The 21,676-nt window shown below is 38.8% G+C and carries 16 protein-coding genes and 2 pseudogenes; 15 read left to right on the forward strand and 3 right to left on the reverse strand.

From position 1 onward, the window contains the following. Positions 1 to 37 precede the first annotated feature (37 nt). Positions 38 to 187, reverse strand: a complete 150-nt coding sequence (locus LKE40_01040; GenBank protein MCH3916079.1) for a hypothetical protein — start codon at positions 185 to 187, stop codon at positions 38 to 40. 232 nt (positions 188 to 419) lie between these two features. Between LKE40_01040 and LKE40_01045 the strand changes: the two genes are divergently transcribed. The 7 genes and pseudogenes from LKE40_01045 (at position 420) to LKE40_01075 (ending at position 7,458) form a co-directional block, all read left to right on the forward strand. Next, positions 420 to 1,787, forward strand: a complete 1,368-nt coding sequence (locus LKE40_01045) for an amidohydrolase (protein MCH3916080.1) — start codon at positions 420 to 422, stop codon at positions 1,785 to 1,787. A 26-nt stretch (positions 1,788 to 1,813) separates the two neighbouring features. Beyond that, the gene (locus LKE40_01050; GenBank protein ID MCH3916081.1) at positions 1,814 to 3,568 is read left to right on the forward strand and encodes an amidohydrolase family protein; all 1,755 of its coding nucleotides are present in this window, start codon (positions 1,814 to 1,816) and stop codon (positions 3,566 to 3,568) included. Positions 3,569 to 3,722: 154 nt separating this feature from the next. Continuing rightward, on the forward strand, positions 3,723 to 4,547 hold the full coding sequence (locus tag LKE40_01055) for a MerR family transcriptional regulator (GenBank protein MCH3916082.1): 825 nt from the start codon (positions 3,723 to 3,725) through the stop codon (positions 4,545 to 4,547). A gap of 129 nt (positions 4,548 to 4,676) precedes the next feature. Continuing rightward, positions 4,677 to 4,871 carry a type II toxin-antitoxin system Phd/YefM family antitoxin gene (locus tag LKE40_01060; GenBank protein MCH3916083.1) on the forward strand — a complete coding sequence of 65 codons (195 nt, stop codon included), beginning with the start codon at positions 4,677 to 4,679 and terminating at the stop codon, positions 4,869 to 4,871. Positions 4,872 to 5,293: 422 nt separating this feature from the next. Continuing rightward, positions 5,294 to 5,872: pseudogene (locus LKE40_01065) on the forward strand (Fic family protein). Positions 5,873 to 6,615: 743 nt separating this feature from the next. Continuing rightward, the gene (locus tag LKE40_01070; GenBank protein MCH3916084.1) at positions 6,616 to 6,894 is read left to right on the forward strand and encodes a hypothetical protein; all 279 of its coding nucleotides are present in this window, start codon (positions 6,616 to 6,618) and stop codon (positions 6,892 to 6,894) included. Positions 6,895 to 7,107: 213 nt separating this feature from the next. After that, positions 7,108 to 7,458, forward strand: coding sequence for a hypothetical protein (locus tag LKE40_01075; GenBank protein MCH3916085.1), 351 nt, complete (start codon positions 7,108 to 7,110; stop codon positions 7,456 to 7,458). A 145-nt stretch (positions 7,459 to 7,603) separates the two neighbouring features. Here LKE40_01075 and LKE40_01080 read toward each other — a convergent pair whose 3' ends face one another. Then, positions 7,604 to 8,284 carry a DinB family protein gene (locus tag LKE40_01080; protein MCH3916086.1) on the reverse strand — a complete coding sequence of 227 codons (681 nt, stop codon included), beginning with the start codon at positions 8,282 to 8,284 and terminating at the stop codon, positions 7,604 to 7,606. Between the two features lie 607 nt (positions 8,285 to 8,891). Between LKE40_01080 and LKE40_01085 the strand changes: the two are divergent. The 4 genes and pseudogenes from LKE40_01085 to LKE40_01100 all read left to right on the forward strand — a co-directional run bounded on the left by LKE40_01085 (position 8,892) and on the right by LKE40_01100 (position 12,484). Continuing rightward, positions 8,892 to 9,175, forward strand: a pseudogene (locus LKE40_01085) (type II toxin-antitoxin system RelE/ParE family toxin). After that, complete coding sequence (locus tag LKE40_01090; protein ID MCH3916087.1) at positions 9,144 to 9,470, forward strand: HigA family addiction module antitoxin; 327 nt, start codon at positions 9,144 to 9,146, stop codon at positions 9,468 to 9,470. The pseudogene LKE40_01085 and the gene LKE40_01090 overlap by 32 nt, the downstream one beginning before the upstream one ends. Before the next feature lie 475 nt (positions 9,471 to 9,945). Next, positions 9,946 to 11,064, forward strand: a complete 1,119-nt coding sequence (locus LKE40_01095; protein MCH3916088.1) for a DUF4143 domain-containing protein — start codon at positions 9,946 to 9,948, stop codon at positions 11,062 to 11,064. Between the two features lie 133 nt (positions 11,065 to 11,197). Beyond that, positions 11,198 to 12,484, forward strand: a complete 1,287-nt coding sequence (locus tag LKE40_01100) for an ATP-binding protein (protein MCH3916089.1) — start codon at positions 11,198 to 11,200, stop codon at positions 12,482 to 12,484. Positions 12,485 to 12,619: 135 nt separating this feature from the next. Here the strand turns inward: LKE40_01100 and LKE40_01105 are convergent, their stop codons facing one another. Next, complete coding sequence (locus tag LKE40_01105) at positions 12,620 to 13,372, reverse strand: NERD domain-containing protein (protein ID MCH3916090.1); 753 nt, start codon at positions 13,370 to 13,372, stop codon at positions 12,620 to 12,622. Positions 13,373 to 13,902: 530 nt separating this feature from the next. Between LKE40_01105 and LKE40_01110 the strand changes: the two genes are divergently transcribed. The 4 genes from LKE40_01110 (at position 13,903) to LKE40_01125 (ending at position 21,371) form a co-directional block, all read left to right on the forward strand. Continuing rightward, entirely contained in the window at positions 13,903 to 15,198 is a 1,296-nt protein-coding gene (locus LKE40_01110) for an ATP-binding protein (GenBank protein MCH3916091.1), read from the forward strand. 8 nt (positions 15,199 to 15,206) lie between these two features. After that, complete coding sequence (locus LKE40_01115; GenBank protein ID MCH3916092.1) at positions 15,207 to 15,710, forward strand: RloB family protein; 504 nt, start codon at positions 15,207 to 15,209, stop codon at positions 15,708 to 15,710. 478 nt (positions 15,711 to 16,188) lie between these two features. Continuing rightward, complete coding sequence (locus LKE40_01120; protein ID MCH3916093.1) at positions 16,189 to 18,348, forward strand: type I restriction-modification system subunit M; 2,160 nt, start codon at positions 16,189 to 16,191, stop codon at positions 18,346 to 18,348. Beyond that, on the forward strand, positions 18,345 to 21,371 hold the full coding sequence (locus tag LKE40_01125) for a type I restriction endonuclease subunit R (GenBank protein MCH3916094.1): 3,027 nt from the start codon (positions 18,345 to 18,347) through the stop codon (positions 21,369 to 21,371). The genes LKE40_01120 and LKE40_01125 overlap by 4 nt, the downstream gene beginning before the upstream one ends. Positions 21,372 to 21,676 lie beyond the last annotated feature (305 nt).

The following is a 21,676-nucleotide window of genomic DNA, read 5'->3' on the forward strand; positions in this document are numbered from 1 at the left end:
ATCGGCAAAATTTCAATCAACTATATTGTATAAGAAACTAAATTTTGCCGATAGTTACAAAAGGTGATAGCACATCAAAATCTCTGAGTGCTATCGCATGCCAATCTTCATTAGGTCGCTTGTCTGCCATAATAGCTCTATTTTGCAACGTTTTTTTCATCTTTGTAAATGATTTTGATTTTTTCATAATTATGCTTGCACCTATAGTAACTATAGGAAGTAGGGTTCCTATATCCGGATAGAAGAATTATTGGTATCAGGTACGAAAAGTGTAAGGGAACAAAGAGTGCCAAAGGCTGAAATGACTTTGCCGATTTGCGGATTTCTGTCCGACAAGGATGGGCGTGGGGGCTAGTTACAGAAGATCATCAAGCCAATAATTGAAACATTATAGATAGATGGAAAGGGGTACAGCAGAAATGAAGCAGATATTGCTCAAACATGGATATGTCGTATCAATGGATGACAAAGACCGGGTGTTTGACGGTGGATCGGTTCTCATCGAGGATGACAAGATTATTGCAGTAGGCAAGGTAGACCCGTCAATGATACAGCCTGATGCCGAGGTCGTGGACCTGCAGGGAAAGTATGTGCTTCCTGGATTTGTCAATACGCATGTGCACACTTCACAGCAGATCAGCCGGGGAGTCGGGGATGATGTCGATTTCCAGACCTGGTTGCATGACCGCATGTGGCCGTTCGAAAGCAATATGACTGAGGAAGATTCCTATGTCTCAACCTTGATGACCTGCCTTGAACTTATCAAGAGCGGTGTTACTTCCTTTGCCGAACCGGGCGGTCAGTTCGTTTCTGCCATGTGCAAGGCAACTGCGGAATCGGGAATCAGGGGCAAGCTTGCAAAGTCTGTCATGGACTGTGGTGAAGGCCTGCCTCCGATCTGGCAGCGGACGGCACAGCAGGAACTTGACCAGGAAGTCAAGGACTTGGAGACGTATAATGGTACTGCTGACGGACGTGTACAGGTATGGTTTGGTCTCAGGACCATTTTCAATGATACTGATGAACTTATCGTCAAGACCAAGGAACTTGCAGACCATTATGGCGTCGGTGTCCATATGCACGTTGCCGAAGCGAAGAGCGAAGTTGAATATACGAAGGAAGTCTACGGCGAGCCGACGGTCACCCATCTTGAAAAACTGGGTGTCCTTGACAAGAATCTCTTGGCTGTCCACACGGTATGGCTGACTGATGAGGAAGTTGAAATGTTCCGTAAGCGTGAGGTCAAAGTATCCCATAATCCTGCATCAGCCATGAGGGTACTTGGTTTTGCCAAGATTCCCAAGATGATCGACCGTGGTATCTGTGTCTCTATCGGTACCGACGGCGCCTCTTCAAGCAATAGGATGGATATCGTCGATGAGATGTGGCTGACTTCCCTGATCCACAAAGGCTGGCGGCTTGACTCTACCGTGATGCCTTCCCAGAATATACTGAGGATGGCCACGAAATGGGGCGCAAAAGCCTTGCTTGATGAAAAGTACTATGGAAGCCTGAAGCCAGGTCTGAAGGCTGATCTGATCATCATCGATCCTACCGGACCTTCCATGATGCCGGTGAATGACAAGATTGCAAGTCTCGTGACAGCCATGCATTCGACTAACATCATTGCGACAATGTGTGACGGCAAGTGGATCATGAAGGACAGGAAGGTCCTGACGCTGGATGAGGATGCAATTCTGAAAGAAGGTTGCAACAGGGCACAGGCAATCTACCGCAGGGCAGGTATTGTGCTTCCTGACCGTTTTCCCGTTACAAAGGTTGACTGAGGTATTTTGATTATAAAGGAGACCCTATGAAAACCAAGTTATTGCAAGCAATCAAAGAAAAAGGCTTTGCTGATTCCGTTATCATAAACGGCAAATTCGTGAATGTTGCCTCCAAGGAAATCTATGAGGGGGGCGTTGCAGTCAAGGATGGCTTTGTCTTGTCCATTGACAATGTAAAGGACTATATCGGTCCCCAGACCAAAGTCATTGATGCACAGGGCAATTACATTACTCCGGGATTCATTGACGGACATATCCATCCTGAAAGTTCGAATCTTTCGATCAAGAGCTTTGCTGAAATCATTCTCAGGCATGGTACGACTTCCATCATGACCGACCTGCATGAGATAGGTGTGGTCAGTGGGCTGGAGGGTATTGAGGCTGTCTTGGAAGAAGGGAAGGAAACAGACCTGAATATCTATTTTGTCGTACCTTCCCACGTGCCGTTTGCTCCTAACCTTGAAACAAGCGGCGGACATTTCAACTTTGAGGTGATAAAGAAAGCCTTGGACCGCCAGGATGCAGTCGGCCTTTCCGAGATTGTTGCTCCTTATCTTATCGGAGGGCTTCCTGACTTGGTTGCTTCCATGGATGAAACGCTTGCAAGAGGAAAAAGCTGTCAGGGACATCTGCCTGACATCGTCGGCACCGACCTCGATTACTGCATTGCGGCAGGTGTGACCACCGACCATGAATGCCTTACCACCGACCAGGCAATTGAGAGGGTCAGGAAAGGTTGCCATCTGATGATGAGGGAAGGATCTGCAGCCCGAAATCTGAAGGAATGCATCAAGGTACTGACTGAACACCATGTCGATTCGACTTTGTGCAGTATCGTTACTGATGACTTGCATACCATCGATGCCGTAGACCGTGGGGACCTTGATGACGCGCTGAAGACTGCCATCGCAGAAGGTGTCGATTTCCTTACGGCCGTACAGATGGTAACGATCAACGCAGCCAGAGCCTTCCACCTTGAACATGAGGTCGGCCTCCTTGCTCCCGGAGCACGGGCAGATATCTGCATACTCGACAAGGAATCCTATGCAGTCAAGACAACGATTGCCGGTGGCAACCTTGTCTATGACCATGGTGAATTCCTAGCTCATTATATGCAGAAGCCCCATGCTTCCTGCTTGTTGCATACGGTACATCTGTCGGAGTTTACCTCGGAAGACCTGGCGATAAAGGTCTCGCCTGAAGCAAAGCAGGCAAAGGTACTTGCAATGCGGACGCTTGACTGGATTCCTATTACCGTTGCCCAGGATGCAACGCTTCCTGTAAAAGATGGTATCGTCCGCTGTGATGTTGACCAGGATGTGCTGTATATAGCCCAGGTTGAACGATATGGCATCAATGGCAATATCGGCAAGGGATTCATCGCGGGGTTCAACCTCAAGAGCGGTGCCATGGCTTCCTCGATTGCCCATGACAACCATAACATCATTGTCATGGGAACGGACTTGGATGATATGGCTTTGGCACTGCGCCATTGCCAGGAAATGAACGGAGGCCAATGTCTGGTTGACCATGGAAAGGTACTGGCTGATGTTGCTTTCCCGATCTGTGGCTTGCTCAGTGACCTTTCGGCTGAAGAGCTGTCTGCCAAGAAGAAGTATATGATCAAGGAATGCCATAGGCTGGGTTCGCCTATTCCTATTCCGTTCATGTTCCTGTCCTTCATCGGACTAGCAGCAATTCCGTCCTATGCCATAACCGACAAAGGTTTCGTCGATGTCATGCAGCAGAAGGTAATTGACCCCATCCTAGAGGTAAAATAACTTGCTGGAAGAGCTATCGCACGGCCAAGATATGGCTTTTGCGGTAGCTCTTTGTTTTTGGTATCCTTGCCATCTGAAACAACAGTGATCATTGCAATATGAAATGCTGTCTGCTATGCTTTGTCATGCACTGAGTGGGGCATGAGAGGCAAAGATGAAGAAGATATCCAACGGCGGTTCAAAGACATTTACCATCGGTCAGATGGCCGAATGTTTCGGCATAAATATCCAGACTCTTTACTACTATGACAGGATAGGATTGTTTTCTCCCTATAGCAGGGAAGGTAGCAAGGATGTGCGGAAGTATGATTTCAACCAGCTCAATACCTTGGCTTCAATCCTTTATCTTAAAAAACTGGGACTGTCAATTGATGAGATAAAGGAACAGATGGCCGGCACTGATGCAAATAAGTCTGTACGGCTGTTGCTGGGGCGTTCCGAGAAGCTCAGATTGCAATGGGAAGAATTGCTTCAGATCGATGATGCCATCCATAGAAAGATAGAATTCGTACAACAGGCATATAGGGAGTATAGCAGCCGTCCTCAGGAAAAGATTGTCTGGCGTGATACCTGTCACTATATACCGATGGGTGATGAGTACATCATGTACAGCAAGGAAATATTTTACTTTTATCCTACGATAGCTCTCTATGATGAAGGAGGAAAGTCATTCGGTGCCATGCTGGATGAGATTTCCTATCATAGCGTCGATGCCCATCTGGTCCATACCATTCCTTCCGGTTGGTACTTCATTTCCTATCACTGCGGCCCCTATGAGACCATTGTCGATCATATGGTTGAGATCATGCAAGCTCACCCTGAGTTGAAATTCAAGGGCAATGTCGTCGACTTCAATATCATAGACCAGTTTCTTGATACTGATCCAGAGCATTACATTACCAGGCTTGAATATCCTTTGATAGGGGATTGGTCTGCATATGTACACACAGACAACAATGAGGACGCTGAGCATATCTGAGGTAATTGTATGATGTGTTCTGTGCCAAAATTGCTTGACAATATGTACGTAATAACGTACGTCATGGAAAAGGTGATAATTATAGACATATTAACTGCCAGTGCAGCATAGTCGAATTTATATAAACTTATAGATCAGGTAAACGAATTCCATAAACCTGTCGTTATTTTTGGGAAAAAGGATAGTGCAATTTTGGTTTCAGAAGAGGATTGGAATACAATACAGGAAACACTATATTTGACTTCAATCCCACGAATGAGAGAATCGATTATTGAAGGAATGAAAGAACCATTGGGAAAAAGTCTGAAGAATCTTGATTGGTAATGTGGGAAATTATATACACAAAACAAGCTGTAAAAGATGCTCGAAAAATAGAAGAATTACATTTGAAGCGTAACGTATTCTTAGAATGTGGACACATTATGAGTAAATATGTGGAAATGTAAAAAAGGATTTCCGTTCATTGACAAGGATAAGTTATTCTATGTAAGGTAAGGATGTTTATCTTAGGCTTAATTGCCAATAGAGTAATATAACTGAAATCTTGTCCGATTCCAAGCCAAGTCTGGTGGATGATGTATGGGAGGAAAGAGCCGTGGATGACAAAAAAGAACTTTATCAATGTTCCCATGTCACTTTTGTCAGATCAACTCAAGATTATTGTTTTTTTAAAAGACAATGTTTCAATATGTTTTTTTGACTGGTAGTTTTATCTTTGAGGATTCCTTTGTTGTAGGATGGTAGCTATGAGTGAGTTTTCTTATCAACCTCCGTTTCATATGACGGAGGAAATCACCAATCTTGTCATTGAAATCGGCGAATATGTTGGTTCTATGACAACCTATGATGCATTGCACCCTAATCCGGTATTACGTAGGCAAAATAGGATTAAGTCTATTCATTCTTCATTGGCAATTGAACAAAATACTCTTTCTTTGGATCAGGTAAGTGATGTCATTGATGGGAAAAGGGTCCTTGGACCTCCACAGGACATTAAAGAAGTCAAGAATGCATACGAAGCTTATGAACGAATTTCTACACTGAATCCATATAGTGTAAATGATTTGCTTTTTGCGCATAAGATCATGATGGAAGGTTTGGTAAAGGAGGCTGGCAGATTCCGTAATGGTGGGGTGGGTGTCTATGCTGGAAATCAATTGATCCATGCAGGTACGTCGGCGAAGTATGTACCTGATGTAATCAAACAGCTGTTCGTATGGTTGAAGCAATCGGATCAACATCCGTTGATCAAGTCTTGTGTTTTTCATTATGAATTTGAATTTATTCATCCTTTTGCAGATGGAAATGGGCGAACCGGAAGATTATGGCAGTCCTTGATTCTTCAAAAATGGAAGAGTTTCTTCGCTTGGCTTCCGACCGAGACGTTGATTCATGAGCATCAGAATGCTTACTATGAGGCACTGAATCAATTAAATACGGAAGGTGACTCCTCATTTTTTGTTACTTTCATGCTAAGGATGATTCTGAATGCACTGAAAGAGATCGTAGCAAATCAAAGTTCGCGACAGAAAGAAATTGCCGTCGGTACAAATGTCGGTACAAATGTCGGTACAAATGTCGGTACAAATGTCGGTACAAATGTCGGTACAAATGTCGGTACAAATGTCGGTACAAATGTCGGTACAAATGTCGGTACAAATGTCGGTACAAATGTCGGTACAAATGTTGGTACAAATGTTGGTACAAATGATGAGGAAGTCATAGTAATGCTTCTGCACAATCCAAAATTTACTGCTAAAGCTCTGGCAACAAGGTTGGACTTGACTGAACGGCAAATCGAAAGAATTTTGTCTGACTTGAAGAAAAAAAAGAGAATTATTCGTCATGGAGCCAGCAAGAACGGCTATTGGGAAGTAATCGGGAAGTAGCCTGTGGTAAGGTCAAATATTGTTCATTGTCTCTGCTGTGTCAGGAAAAGACAAAATTGTCAGGAGAAAATCTTTTGCTATTTTGTTGCCAAACAAACAGTAGATTTTTTTGATAATCTAAAACATAGTTTACAACTGTATATTATGGTTATATACTTAACAAATGAACAGAGGTCAATATGAAATCACTGACTGTCAAACCGGCTGAAATAGGTTTTGCTGAACAAGGATCCGAGAGTAGGTATATTACTCCATGTAATTCTGCCGAAGATTTGGAGAGAGCCTTGAATGTATATGTCTGGCAGGGATATGATGAGATTATCGTAGACTATGCGGGAACACGGTTTTTCAATCCATATTTCCAGGAAGAGATGGAACATTACCAGGCAAGGATGAAAAAAGACCATAATTGCAACATAGTTTTCAAGAACTGGAGAAACAGTCCGATTGGTCAGTAAAGGGAGGATGTATGGGAAAATCAGAGTACTTTTTTTGTGTATAAAAGGAGTGCTTGATAATGATATACATTTATCCATTGATATAAACTCTAGATCCTATATTCTTTTAAATCTTTCTATTTTGCAAATAATTCCCTGAAGTTCGGGATTATAGGCAATTGTTTCCATCTTATCCTTTAGCTTGGTTCGATTATCCGTAATTGGGAGTGTACTATGCTATTTGATTTATTGGTTTTCCCAGTAGCGTTGTTTGTCGTCGGTCGCATACTCTCGGGATATAATCCTAAGTTTTATGATACCCATCCTAAATATTTCAGTCAGAATGGCATGAATCTGACATTTCTGAATTTTACCGACAAACAATGGGACTTTTTCCTTACGAAACTAGCAAAGAGATATTATACTTTCTGCGCTATTCTATCACTTTGCTTCAATAGTATTATGATGTTGTTCTTTCATGGGGACCCAAATGAACTTCCGTGGATAAATTTTGCCTTTGGAATGATCGGAGGGGTTGTTACCTTCATACTTATGGTACATAAGACAAAAGCAGTTAGTGGTTAAAATCTGGAAATAAGGATGGAAGCATCGAGGAATGAGAATCCGTGCAAACTTTATGCCAACACACTGGGTAAGTTGTTTTTTGTCGTATTGTCAGCATTCGGAGGCTTGCAGATGGATTTGTGTTTTAAAATCTTCATCTTCCAGCCTACCTGAAATCCTTTCGGTAGCGTTCTTTCAATTTAAAGCACTTGTTTAGGTGGAGTATCTGATGTCGAGTAATTGGCATTGTCAATAATCCTGTCATTGTCTTTTTTCCCCAGAATTCCAACAACCAAATTGAATCCTTTTCTTGAGTCAGGACACCTTCGGAAAGAATCCTGTCCAGTTGCCCTTTCGTAGGTTTTCGTTTTCTGTTTTCGATACTCAGTTTCTTAAGGACAGTCTGGGTGTTTTTCCCAACAGCTTTCCTGTAGTTCAATAACTCTGATGTATCTATTGCCTGATCAAATTCATCAACATTCTCTTTGGTAAAAGCATTTCCTGTATCTGTTACGTCAATCTGCATTCTATCCAGCCATTCACTGTTTAGAACCTGCTTTGAATCATCGATTAAAATATTTGATACTGCATCTTCAATTCTTGTGATATGCCACAGATTCCACGCAATGGAACGGGAATCATTTTCAGGACGATATGTAATCATTTCGGCTGTCAGGTCCGTAATCAGGTTTTTATATATGGTCGGACTGCCATTGTCAGAAATACCATGCACTTGATTGTGCATTTCAAGGCACAAGGATATGGCATCAGCAAAAGTTTGAGGTTTAGATAACAACAATGCCAGCCGTTTTTGTTTTGGGTTCCAGTCTTTTGCTACAGAAAACATAGTATACCTCCTAAAAAGTCCTTTATGGAACAGTATGGTTATTTTAATAAAGTCTTCCATGACTAATCTATATGTACATTATCCGTGTTCATGTTGGTAAAGACAAGAATGCCTGTACCTAGGAAATTTTCCAGGCTTCCCCATAGTAAGGTTAATCTTGGGCATTCATATTGCTTTTGTGTCCATTTTTTGTGATAAGTGGACGAAAAATCAAGCAAAGTGGACGTACATGCTTTGAAAAACAACAACTATGATCCAGCAAATTCCTAAGGAAAACGATACTTGAAACAGAATAGGAATGTATAAAACAATGCTTCTGCTTGTTTCCAGTTCCAAGTCTTCTTTTCTTCTGAGGTATAGCGTCCATAGTACATTCACCATATTTCTAAAATGGATATTTCCCAGCTTATTTGTACTGGTCTATTCAGTTCCTTGGATTTTTTATTTGAAGGTTTTGAATAGTGTCTTCTATATATAGATACTAATAGATATAAGTGTCAAAGTTATATTGACACTTATGAAAACTTTCATAACCTGTTATCTACAATATATTCCTGTAATGATCAAAAAGATTGGCAATACTCCTGTAAAACATTAGTATCTGTGTATGATAAAGTCATTCGTAGATAATGAAACAAATTCAATCTTCGATGGTATACGCTCGAAAAAGTTACCAAATGAAATACAACATACAGCTCGAAGAAAATTACGAACGCTTGATACCGCAGAAAAATAGATGATTTGAGAGTTCCTTATGGAAATAGCCTCGAGCAATTAAAGGGGAATTTTCAAGAGTATTATAGTATCAGAATAAATGACCAATGGAGAATTGTATTTAAATGGCCAGATGGAGATGTGTATGAAGTCAGAATCATTGATTACCACAGATGAAAAATTGTCGAACATACATCCAGGCGAAATCCTTCTGGAGGAATTTTTGAAACCGTTGCATATATCAGCATACAAATTGGCAAAAGAAATCAACATTCCTCAGACAAGGATATCAGATATAATCCATGGAAAAAGAAGGATAACGGCGGATACTGCATTGCGATTGTCACGTTTTTTTGGAACTTCGACGAAGTTCTGGTTAGGCCTGCAGGATGCATATGATGTTGAGGAAGAAGGACGTAAGCATTCAAAAGAGCTTGAAAAGATACAGAGATATGTGTCTATGTTAGCATAATATTTCTTTGTTCAAAGCTTTTACAGTGTCGTATTGCTGTGCTGCTAAAACAAAGCAAAAGGATTGTAACGGAAAGAAGTTGAAATGTAATTCTTTTGCTTTGTCTTGAAATAAATGCTTTTACTTGATTTCAGCCTGATTCTTTTTTTGCTTTTGTAGAATATACCTATACTGTTTCTTATCAAGTAGATCAATGTATTTTCTAGAACGAATAATTCTTTATATAAATGAAATTATATAGTATATTTTTGAAAATTTATCTAACTATTGAACAATATGCAGTATGTATAATGAACAATTTGCAATATATAAATTGAACAATTTGTCATATTTGGTTATGCTGAAGTGAGAAGGAATATATATGGAACTAATAAAAAGATGGGCGATTGAACGGGTATGTATATATCTCAGAGTTATGAGAATTGTGTCCATTGAAGGACCTAGACAATCTGGGAAAACAACACTTGGAAAACAGATGTTGGATTCATCTGATGCTTTTTTCAATTTGGATATTGCTCAGCTGCGAGCAATAGCAGAAAATGACAAGATTACTTTTTTTTCTTTACTTCAGGGACATTTTCCTTCAATGATTGATGAAATACAGAAAGTCACTTCACTGATTTCTGAATTGAAGGCTAGGGTAGATGAGAATCCAATAAAAGGACAATTCTTGATTACAGGATCTACAAATATTCAATCAATGCCTAGTGTCAGGGAAAGTCTTGCTGGTAGATTAGGTGTAGTAAGACTACATACGCTGAGCCAGGGTGAAATAGCAGGCAGCAACAACAACTTCCTGAATTGTGCATTCAAAGAGAAGTTTAAGACTTCCAGTTTGTCCTGTAGCAAGCAGGCAGTTGTAAAGAATGCGCTTATCGGAGGATATCCAGAACCTTTGCAAATGAATGCAGAAGAACGTAACATTTGGTTCAATTCTTATATTTCCAGAATTTTCCAACGGGATCTAAAAGATATTTCCCATATCACCCGAATCAATAAACTTGTTGATCTAGTTTATATATCCGGCTTGTGGTCGAGCAAATATCTCAATACCACACAACTGGCAGCAAGACTTGGAATTTCAAGGAATACGTTGTATGCATATTTCAATGTACTTCAACAGCTCTTTCTTGTTGACTCTGTGCCTGCATGGACAAAATCGCCTTACAAGCGCATAGGAAAAATTCCAAAGATTTTTCTGACTGATACCGGTTTGCTTTCTTATCTCAACAAATGGGATGATTCTGTAATATATGACGGAGATTCCTGTGGTAAGCTCATAGAATCCTTTGTTTTTCATGAACTTTCCGTGATGGTCGATTTGGAATTGAATGCCAAGCTGTATCAGGTCCGAGATAACGTAGGGCATGAAATTGATTTTCTCATTGAACAGGCAGATGGGAGTTTGCTTGGAATTGAGGTAAAGGCAAGTGAAACTATCGGGGATAAAGATTTTAAGTCCCTTAGATGGTTTGCTGATACCCAGGTGAATCCAGGAACCAATTTTACCGGTATTGTACTGTATTGTGGTCCATATACCTATAAAAAGGATGAACACCTTTTTGCAGTATCAATGGCAAGGCTATGGACGTGATATCTATCTGAGATAATGCCTCTGTCAAAAATGTTTAGGTTTTTACAATATCTATACACGCTAACAACAATATATAAAAGTGTCAAAATTATATTGACACTTTTATAGTATAATGACAAAATAATATGCACATATGGAATTACTTGAACAAGATATCAAACAGATAGTATTGGACAACCAGCAACTTGTAGTACAGAACAGTTTCTTTCGACGTGAACTGCGGGTTGAACGGTTGCCAAGGAAGGCAACAATCATTACAGGTATACGCCGTGCAGGGAAAAGCGTCTACATGATGCTTTATCTCCAATCGTTGGTTGCCAATGGCGTTTCATCTGAAAATTTTTGTATCTTGGATTTTTCAGATGATCGGTTGTATCGTTTGCGGTCAGAAGAGCCCTCTGTCATTGCAGACAGCTATTATGCGCTTTTTCCTGAGAAAACCAACGAAAAAGTATATTTCTTTTTTGATGAGATTCAATATCTACATCATTGGCAACTGTTCGTCAATCGTCTGCAGACTACCCGTAACTGTGAAGTAAATATTACTGGCTCTTCTGCAAAGTTGCTAGTCAAGGAAATATCGACGGAATTTGGGGGCAGGAGCCTGTCCTGGGAACTCTTTCCTTTTTCTTTCTCTGAATTTGTTGCGACAAAAGGAAAACAGTACAATTTACCCGACTTTGACCATATGACAAGCGATGATAGCAACTATTGTCGCAGTTGGTTCAGGACATACATGAAGATTGGAGGTTTCCCTGAAAGTCTGATGATCCAGAACGAAAGAACCCGTATCCGATTTCTTCAGGATATTGCGCAATCTGTAGTCTTCAGAGATGTGATACAGCGATACCGCGTTACAGATACCAATGCAATTCTTCGTCTCATGCAGATGTTGCTGAATCAGATGGGAGGATTGACTTCGTTGAGGAAGCTGAAGCAACGGATGGCAGGTGAACGATATCGGATTTCCATTGAAATGATACGGCAGGCAATTATCTATTTTGAAGATGCCTATCTGTTGTATCCTGTAGAAATCTTCAGCTTGAACAGTGCCGTCAGGTCAAATAATCCTAAAAAAATCTATTGTGTAGACCATGCGCTTGCCATGTCCATTTCAGAAAAACTTACTCCCGATTATGGTAAAATACTCGAAAATATTGTTTTTATCTATCTACGGCATTATACAGATAGAATCTACTATGCAAGGACCAAACATGGCAGGGAGATAGATTTTGTGACAATGGCTTCAGGTACGGTTATGAGCGAGCATACTTCTGTCCATTTGTGGCAAGTCTGCTATGAACTTGATGATATTGATACCTTGAATCGTGAACTTGAGGCATTGAAAGATGTTGAGAACAGCTATGTCATTTCCAAGGCCACTATTGTCACCTATGATACGGAAGGATATCCGATATGAAGGAACTTTGAAAATTGACATTATTCCAGCATGGAAGCTCCTGTTGGATAAAAGGAAAAATGATGATTTTGTGTAGCAGGTCTCTAATTTATTTCAAGAACATATAGCTGACAACAAATCAATAGAGAGATGTATCTATTTGCTACGGGTATATCTACAAGTGGGATAGTTTGAGCATCCGTAAAACTTACCAAATCTGCCGTTTCGTTCAACTAAGGTTCCTCCGCATCTGGGACAGACCAAAGGAGCTTCTTTCCATTGACGAAATCGTGCCTGTTGATTGATTTGATGTACATGCTCTGATTTGGTAACCTTATTTTTATTGATGTAGAAAAGTATGTCCTGTCTGATTTGTCTGATCTGTTCAATGGACAGACAAGGGGTGATACTGCTGCATGTGATGGTTTGGATAAGCTCGTTTCCATATATGACCGGTGTATGGGCATATATGTTTTTGAATTTTGCACTACCAACAAAAACAACAATAGGGTAGTAAGGGATCTGTCTGAAATCTGAAAGAATAGTTTTTAGTGCATAAACATGGGCCAAGTTTTGTCTTATTGGGTTTCTAAATTGATTTTTCTCTTTATAAATGATTTGACTCCAATATTCGGAAGCTTCACTGCCATAAATCCAACCTTTATAGTTTTTAGTCTCAATGACGAAGATTCCATAAATTGAAATGACTATGTGATCGATTTGGCTACTCCCATATTTTGTTTGGAACAGCAAGTCATTTAGGACAAGATATTCATCTTTATCAAGTTGCTTCAAACTCCTTGCAATCCAAGATTCTCCTTTGGAACCTTTTTTTGTAGGGCTGGAGATTGAAAACAATGGAAAGAAAATGATAATAATAATGAACGTAAGTATCAAAACACTTTCCATATTATCCTAGAAACTCCCTGTCTATGAGTAACGCATGATGTACATTACGGAATAAAAAATAGTGTTTATTCCATAAATCCAAAAGATGCTTTCTTGATTATCAGATATTTCACTTAAATTCGCAAGTTGCGTTGATGTAATAACTTTGATTTGTACTTTATTCAGATTTAGGTTCAGGTCAAGTGTTTTGATTCTGTAATCAATTCAATCAATATAGCAGGGAATGACTTGGTTGAAATTATAAAAAGTTATTCTGTTGTCTTTTTGCAAAACTTTTTCGTTCAGTTCTTGTGCATATTGGGAAAACAAGGAGACCTTGTAGAAATGGGAAATGATTTCCATGGATACTATATAGCACATCATAGAATTTTTGTATGCCAGTATAAGTGAGCAAATAATGTTAATTATTTTTCAAAAAAATATACTAATTTAAGCTTATAATCCTATTTTAGCTAATAAAATGAGAAAATATCTCATTCTTCTTGCATTTATTTTGTTTTCGATAGATACTGTCTACAAGAGGTGAGATTATGTTGTTGCAGTTTCGTTTCAAGAATTTCAAATCCTTTCAGGAAGAAGCTGTCCTTGATATGACGGCAACGGGAATATCTGAGTTATCAAATCATGTTGTCAATCTAGGAAAGGGAAAAATACTACCGGTATGTTCAATATTCGGTGCCAATGCCAGCGGAAAGTCCAATGTGCAGCAAGCTTTTGAGTATATGACAGATCTTGTTCTGAATTCCTTTGCCTTTGGAGATAGCAAAGAAAATGATGTTGAAAGACAACATGATTCATTTCCTGTTCCGCCGGTTTTTGTATTTTGTTCAGATAAAGATAAATGCAGAGAAAGTGAATTTGAAGTATTTTATGTTGATCATAAATCATGTAAGACCATAAATTATGGTTTCAGTGTCGATGATGAAGGTGTCATTGAAGAATGGTTGATTGAGACGACCAAGGGAGGTCGGAGCAAACATGAAATCATCAGCAGGGACCGTAAGGAAAATGTCCTGGACTTGGATGAGAAATTTATTCCAAAAGAGCAAATTGCAAATTTAAAGGCGTCTTTGGAAAAAGAAACTTTGGTGGTTTCCTTAGGGGCAAAACTGAAGGTAAGAAAATGTAAGGATGTCAGAGATTGGTTCTTGGGCAATGAGATTATTGATTATGGAGATTCAGAAGAAAATTTTTTTCGTTCACGCCTTCTTCCAAGAAATTTTGACACGAAAGAAGTGCAGGACCAAGTTGTTGCTTTTTTATCGACATTTGATGAATCAATCAAAGGTTTCAAGGTCGAGAAGCATCCTTCAAAGACACGAAAAAATGCTGTCAACTATCATGTGTTTTCTCTTCATGAGGCTGTGGATAGTAAAGAACTCATTCCAATCGAGCTAAGTGATGAGTCCTCAGGTACGTTGAAGATGTTCTCCTTATATGTACCGATGATTAAGATTTTGCAGTCTGGAGGAATCCTATTCGTTGATGAACTGAATGCTAAGCTGCATCCTTTGTTGGTACGTAATATCGTTCTGACTTTTGCAAACGAAGAGACAAATCCGAATCACGCACAATTGCTTTTCAGCACCCATGATACGTGGTATCTGTCGAACAACCTTTTCAGAAGAGATGAAATCTGGTTTACAGATAAGGATGAGAAAGGAAGGAGTACCTTGTATTCCTTGGCAGAATTCAAATGCAACGGAGAAAAGATCAGGAAGGATGAACAGTATCAGAAGAATTATCTGCTTGGTAAGTACCATGCTATTCCGACTATCAAGACAATGAGACTGATTTTTCCTGATTTGGCGGATGATGAAGGATAGGGGATGTTATGACTAAACACAAGCATACCGGTATTCCTAGGGCTCGTACAGTTTGCACAAAAGAACCTGCGTTGGGTTATTATGTGATATTCACGGATACTGAAGCAACTGAAACTTGTTATTTCCGAGGCTTGAGAGATAGCCTGAATACTGACGGTAAACGGGAAATTACAATCAAGGTATTTGACAATATCAAAACAGAAAAACTGGTAAACAACTGTTTGGAAAAAATCAGTGAGAATCCTCAGTTTGCAGTTCCTTGGATTGTATTTGACCGGGACAAAGTTCCTGCTTTCGATGCTATTATTGCAGATGCGAAAGTTCATGATATTCATGTCGGTTGGTCCAATCCTTGCTTTGAAGTATGGCTGTATGGATATTTTGGTACATTGAATGGTGTTGAAGATTCTGTTCAGTGTTGCAGACAATTTGGAGAGAAATTTAAAAAAGTTACTCACAACGAATATGTCAAAAGTAAAAAGACTATATGGGCTGCTTATTCGTTATGGTGATGAGGAACAGGCTGTCGACATTGCAAAGCGACAATTTGAACGATTAGGTTCATCTTGTAAAGAATGCTCTGAAATGTATCCTTGTACTGCTGTTTTTCCTTTGATTGAAGAAATAAAATCAAAATGTCATTCTGAGTAGTGATAGAGTAGTCAAAAACGAAAGTTATAGTATGGTTTATTATAATTAAACTACTATAATCAATCCTACAAACGTGAATTCACGTGTTTTACTGATAATTTTACCTTTTATCGCAGGGGTATAAATAAAAATTTACATTGCGGTTTGTTTTTGTTGGTAGTATGCTTAATCAATGTTGCATGAATAGTTTCTATCAAGATTCATTGGAGAAAAACAATATCCAAGTGAAGTTTCTATTACATGTTTTTGATGTGATAGAAATGATAGGAATATTTTACTGTTTTTCTGCATGAAAGAAAAGAAGCAACAAGAATTATGTATACCTGAAAGGAAAACAAAATGACCGATAACCGGAAGGAACAGGAAAGAGCTGAATTACACCGTACAATCTGGGGAATTGCAAATGATTTACGGGGAAGTGTTGATGGTTGGGACTTCAAACAATATGTGCTTGGAATGTTATTTTATCGCTATATTTCGGAAAATCTTTCAAATTATATCAATAACAATGAACATGATGTTGATGGCAACGTCAGTTTTGACTATGCGAAAATTTCTGATACAGAAGCTGAACCAACTCGTAAGGAACTTGTAGAAACCAAGGGGTTTTTCATCTTACCAAGCCAACTTTTTGAGAATGTTCACAAAAAGGCTGCAGGAGATGACAATCTCAATGAAACTCTTGATGCTATTTTCCAAAGCATTGAAAATTCTGCACAAGGGACTGCCAGCGAAGAAAATTTCAAGGGGTTGTTCGCTGATATGGATGTCAACAGCAACAAGCTTGGTAGTTCCGTAAAAAGAAGGAATGAGAAGCTTGTCAAGCTTATGGATGGCATTGCCGAGATGAAACTTGGTAATTTTCAAGATAATACGATTGATGCCTTTGGTGATGCATATGAGTATCTGATGGGTATGTATGCTTCCAATGCAGGTAAAAGCGGTGGTGAGTATTTTACTCCTCAGGAAGTTTCTGAATTGCTGGCACGCATAACCATCGTTGGAAAAACTGAGGTGAACAAGGTCTATGATCCTGCATGTGGTAGCGGTTCACTTCTATTGAAATATGCCAAGATACTTGGAAAGGAAAATGTTCGTGATGGTTTCTTTGGACAGGAAATAAATCTCAGTACCTACAATCTCTGTAGAATCAATATGTTTTTGCATGACATCGACTATGACAAGTTTGATATAGCTAATGCTGATACTCTTATTGATCCTAAGCATTGGGATGATGAACCTTTTGAGGCTATTGTTTCCAATCCTCCGTATTCGACAAAATGGGCAGGAGACAGTAACCCTCTCTTGATAAATGATCTTCGATTTGTACCAGCAGGTGTATTGGCTCCAAAATCCAAAGCTGATTTAGCATTTATCATGCATGCTTTATCATGGCTTGCGACAAATGGTACCGCTGCAATTGTCTGTTTTCCTGGCGTCATGTATAGAGGAGGAGCGGAACGAAAAATAAGAAAGTACTTGATTGATAACAATTTTATTGATTGCATTATCCAACTTCCAAGCAATCTTTTCTTTGGTACTACCATTGCTACGTGCATCATGGTCTTGAAAAAATCGAAACCAGAAAACAGTACGCTGTTCATTGATGCTTCCAAGGAATTTGTCAAGGTTACAAACAGCAACAAGTTGACTGAGGACAATATCAAGAAAATTCTTGATGCATTTACAACTCGAAAGGAAGAACATTATTTCTCACATGTGGTCAAGAATAGTGAAATTCATGACCAAGATTATAATCTTTCTGTTACCACATATATTGAACAAGAAGATACCAAGGAAAAAATTGATATCGTAGCATTGAATGCGGAGATAGATCAGATTGTAGCAAAAGAGCAAGTACTTCGTGATGAAATAGCCAAGATTATATTGTTTTTCCCAAAATACCAGTCTAAACAAATACAAAGGATGACCTTTGAAGAAATTACAGCGCAAAATATTGGAGGAGGAACTCCCTCAAAATCAAATCCTTCTTATTGGCATGGAAACATTTTGTGGGCATCAGTTAAAGATGTAGTAAGGGAAGGAAAGTTTTTGAACAGGACTTTAGATACCATAACAGAAAAAGGCCTTAACAATAGTTCTTCTAACTTAGTGCCAAGAGGGTGGTTAATTATGTGTACTCGAATTAATCCCGGTTTATGTTCAATAGCAAATAAAGAAGTTGCAATAAATCAGGATTTACGAGGAATAAGTTTTAAACCATTTGTTTTGACAAAATTTATTTATTACTATTTTCAAACTTTATCTCTTGCAGGAAACGGAACGACCGTAAAAGGAATTTCCCTTAAAGAATTGAATCAATTAGAAATTCCAATTCCACCTTTACCTGAACAACAACGTATTGTTTCCATCCTTGATCGTTTTGATGCTCTCTGCAATAACATTACCAAGGGCTTACCGGCTGAAATTGAAGCACGTAAGAAACAGTATGAATACTATAGGGATAAGCTTTTGACTTTTAAGGAATTAAAGAAATGAGTCTTTATAATTTGGTATCTACTTCCGATGAAAGTACCGTGGTTGCAGAATATGCTCCGACATACTATACACATTCTGATGCATTTCAAAGCGAAGCGTTGCTTGAAAAAGAGTTTATTTCGTTGCTAACTTCACAAGGCTATGCATATCTTCCAATTCATACAGAAGCAGACTTGATTGCAAATCTCAGAAAGCAATTGGAACTATTGAACCAGTATGAATTTTCCGAGGCAGAATGGAAACGATTTTACTTGGAGTGTATTGCTGACCCAAATGAAGGTATAGTAGAGAAGACACGTAAAATCCAGGATGATTACATTCAGATTCTTCATCGTGACGATAGTTCTTCCAAGAATATCTATCTGATTGACAAAAAAAACATTCACAACAACAGACTTCAAGTTATCAATCAGTATGAGGAAAATGAAGGCACCCATAAAACACGCTATGATGTAACGATTCTCGTCAATGGTTTACCATTGGTCCATTGTGAGTTGAAACGTCGTGGTATACCAATCCGAGAGGCATTCAATCAGATTAAAAGATACCAAAGAGACAGTTTCTGGGCTTCCAGTGGCCTTTATGAGTATGTTCAGATTTTTATCATTTCCAATGGAACCTATACCAAATATTATTCAAATACCACACGTGATAGCCATATCAAGGAAATGGGAGAAAACGCAAGAAAAAAAAGTAAAAAAACAAGCAATAGCTTTGAGTTTACTTCCTTTTGGGCAGATGCAAAAAATAAAGTTATCGCAGATTTAGTAGATTTTACAAAAACATTCCTTTCCAAGCATACCCTTTTAAGCATTCTTACAAAATACTGCGTGTTTACTTCCGAAAACTTGCTGTTGGTCATGCGGCCTTATCAGATAGCTGCAACTGAAAAAATTCTGCTTCGTATCCAGACATCCAATAACTACAAACAGGTTGGAACAATAAAGGCTGGCGGATATATCTGGCACACGACAGGTAGCGGGAAGACCCTGACCTCATTTAAGACAGCTCAGTTGGCTACTGCACTTCCATTCATTGATAAAGTCCTTTTTATTGTTGATCGTAAGGATTTGGACTACCAGACGATGAAGGAATATGACCGATTTCAGAAAGGAGCCGCAAACAGCAATACTTCAACAAAGATATTACAACAGCAACTTGAGAATCCTAAGTCTCGGATAATCATTACGACTATCCAGAAACTAAGCGTCTTCATAAAGAAGAACAAAAAGCATTCAATCTACCATAAGCATGTAGTCTTGATTTTTGACGAATGCCATCGCTCTCAGTTTGGAGATATGCATGCCCTGATTGTCAAATCCTTCAAGAATTATCATTTGTTTGGATTTACAGGTACGCCAATATCCGCAGTAAATGCCAGTAGTAGCGGTAATCCGCTTTTAAGGACAACGCCACAGGTTTTCGGAGAACAATTGCATGCATATACCATCGTTGATGCAATCAACGATGGAAATGTCCTCCCATTTCATATCGACTATATCAATACTATGAAAATGAAGGATAGTCTACCTGATGCTGAAGTTCAGGCAATCAACACAGAAAAGGCAATGAGCGAACCTACGCGAATCCGTGAGATTGTAACCTATATCCTTGAACATTTTGATCAGAAGACTCGTCGAAATAGCTATTATTCATTGCGAGGACAACGCATTGCGGGGTTCAATTCCATATTTGCCGTGAGTTCCATCTCAATGGCAATGAAATATTACTTGGAATTCAAAAGACAACTTGCTGAAAACACAAAGCACTTGACCATTGCAATTATCTTTAGCTTCAGCCCAAACGAAACCGATCCTGATGATGTACTTCCTGATGAAGATTTTGATACAGATCGACTTGACCAAACTTCCAGGGAGTTCCTCGATTCTGCGATAGCTGATTACAATGCTACTTTTAGCGTCAATTATGATACATCGGTAGATAAGTTTGAAAATTACTATAAGGATGTCTCACAACGGGTAAAAAACCGAGAGATCGATTTGCTTATTGTCGTTAACATGTTCTTGACTGGATTTGATGCAACGACACTAAATACCTTATGGGTTGATAAGAACTTGAGACAGCACGGATTGATCCAAGCTTTTTCAAGGACAAATCGTATTTTGAATTCTGTCAAAACATATGGGAATATTGTCTGTTTCCGTAATCTGCAAAAGGAAACTGATGAAGCCATCGCTCATTTTGGTGACAAGGATGCCGATAGTATTGTACTTCTGAAGAAATATGAAGACTATTACTATGGGTATGATGAAAATGATAAGCATAATGCAGGCTATACTGAATTAATAGCTGAACTACAGGAACAATATCCACAGGGACAGCAGATAATCGGAGAACAGAAACAGAAGGATTTCATTGCTTTGTACGGTGCAATTCTGAGAATGAAGAATATTCTGTCAGTATTCGATACCTTTGAAGGCAATGAAATACTTAGCGAAAGGGATTTCCAGGATTATCAGAGCACCTATATTGATTTGTATCGTGATATCACCGAAACCAAGACGATTTCTAGGGAAGATATCAATGATGACATAGTCTTTGAAATTGAATTGATCAAGCAAGTTGAAGTCAATATTGACTATATTTTGATGCTGGTTGCAAAATATCATGATACCAACTGTAAGGATAAGAATATACTCGTTACCATAGACAAGGCCATTGGTTCAAGTCTTCAATTACGAAGCAAGAAGGAATTGATCAAAGCGTTTATTGACAAGGTCAATGTAGCTACCAATGTAGATGATGACTGGCATAGATTTGTTTCAGACCAAAAGGAAAAGGAGTTAGCAACAATTATCAGTGATGAGCGCCTAAAGGATAAAGCTACTAGAAAATTCATTGATAATTCCTTTAGAAGCGGAGAACTTAGGACAACTGGTACAGATATAGATAGGATTATGCCTCCTATTTCTCGATTTGGTAGCAATAATAGAAACACAAAGAAACAGACTGTCATTGAACGATTGACTGCTTTCTTTGAAAAGTTCTTGGGGATTATATAAAGAAAGAATTGAGTTGTTAATAACACTACGAAAAGTATGAAAGAAAAGGAATTTATATTTTTAACTCTTCAGTAAAATTTGTGCATGGAAATTGTCCTAAAAGTCTAAGAATCAAACGAATTTTATTACAGTAAAATAATTGGATGGAATTATGTATATGAAATAAAGATTCGGGAAACTTTAATGAAAAGAATAGACACAAGTTAAAAACTCTTTCGATATATATTTTAGGCTAATATTTTGTAACGTTCGTTTTCATGCCATAAATTTATTTGCATGATTTTAGTTTTTTGAATTAGTTATAT

It is taken from the genome of Spirochaetia bacterium, from assembly GCA_022482625.1.
GTDB lineage: Bacteria > Spirochaetota > Spirochaetia > Sphaerochaetales > Sphaerochaetaceae > Pleomorphochaeta.

Excerpts from the sequence above, each read along its gene's own strand:
- LKE40_01040 (MCH3916079.1), bottom strand. The coding sequence starts at position 187 with ATGAAAAAATCAAAATCATTTACAAAGATGAAAAAAACGTTGCAAAAT.
- LKE40_01045 (MCH3916080.1), top strand. The coding sequence starts at position 420 with ATGAAGCAGATATTGCTCAAACATGGATATGTCGTATCAATGGATGAC.
- LKE40_01050 (MCH3916081.1), top strand. The coding sequence starts at position 1,814 with ATGAAAACCAAGTTATTGCAAGCAATCAAAGAAAAAGGCTTTGCTGAT.
- LKE40_01055 (MCH3916082.1), top strand. The coding sequence starts at position 3,723 with ATGAAGAAGATATCCAACGGCGGTTCAAAGACATTTACCATCGGTCAG.
- LKE40_01070 (MCH3916084.1), top strand. The coding sequence starts at position 6,616 with ATGAAATCACTGACTGTCAAACCGGCTGAAATAGGTTTTGCTGAACAA.
- LKE40_01075 (MCH3916085.1), top strand. The coding sequence starts at position 7,108 with ATGCTATTTGATTTATTGGTTTTCCCAGTAGCGTTGTTTGTCGTCGGT.
- LKE40_01080 (MCH3916086.1), bottom strand. The coding sequence starts at position 8,284 with ATGTTTTCTGTAGCAAAAGACTGGAACCCAAAACAAAAACGGCTGGCA.
- LKE40_01090 (MCH3916087.1), top strand. The coding sequence starts at position 9,144 with ATGAAGTCAGAATCATTGATTACCACAGATGAAAAATTGTCGAACATA.
- LKE40_01095 (MCH3916088.1), top strand. The coding sequence starts at position 9,946 with ATGTTGGATTCATCTGATGCTTTTTTCAATTTGGATATTGCTCAGCTG.
- LKE40_01100 (MCH3916089.1), top strand. The coding sequence starts at position 11,198 with ATGGAATTACTTGAACAAGATATCAAACAGATAGTATTGGACAACCAG.
- LKE40_01105 (MCH3916090.1), bottom strand. The coding sequence starts at position 13,372 with ATGGAAAGTGTTTTGATACTTACGTTCATTATTATTATCATTTTCTTT.
- LKE40_01110 (MCH3916091.1), top strand. The coding sequence starts at position 13,903 with ATGTTGTTGCAGTTTCGTTTCAAGAATTTCAAATCCTTTCAGGAAGAA.
- LKE40_01115 (MCH3916092.1), top strand. The coding sequence starts at position 15,207 with ATGACTAAACACAAGCATACCGGTATTCCTAGGGCTCGTACAGTTTGC.
- LKE40_01120 (MCH3916093.1), top strand. The coding sequence starts at position 16,189 with ATGACCGATAACCGGAAGGAACAGGAAAGAGCTGAATTACACCGTACA.
- LKE40_01125 (MCH3916094.1), top strand. The coding sequence starts at position 18,345 with ATGAGTCTTTATAATTTGGTATCTACTTCCGATGAAAGTACCGTGGTT.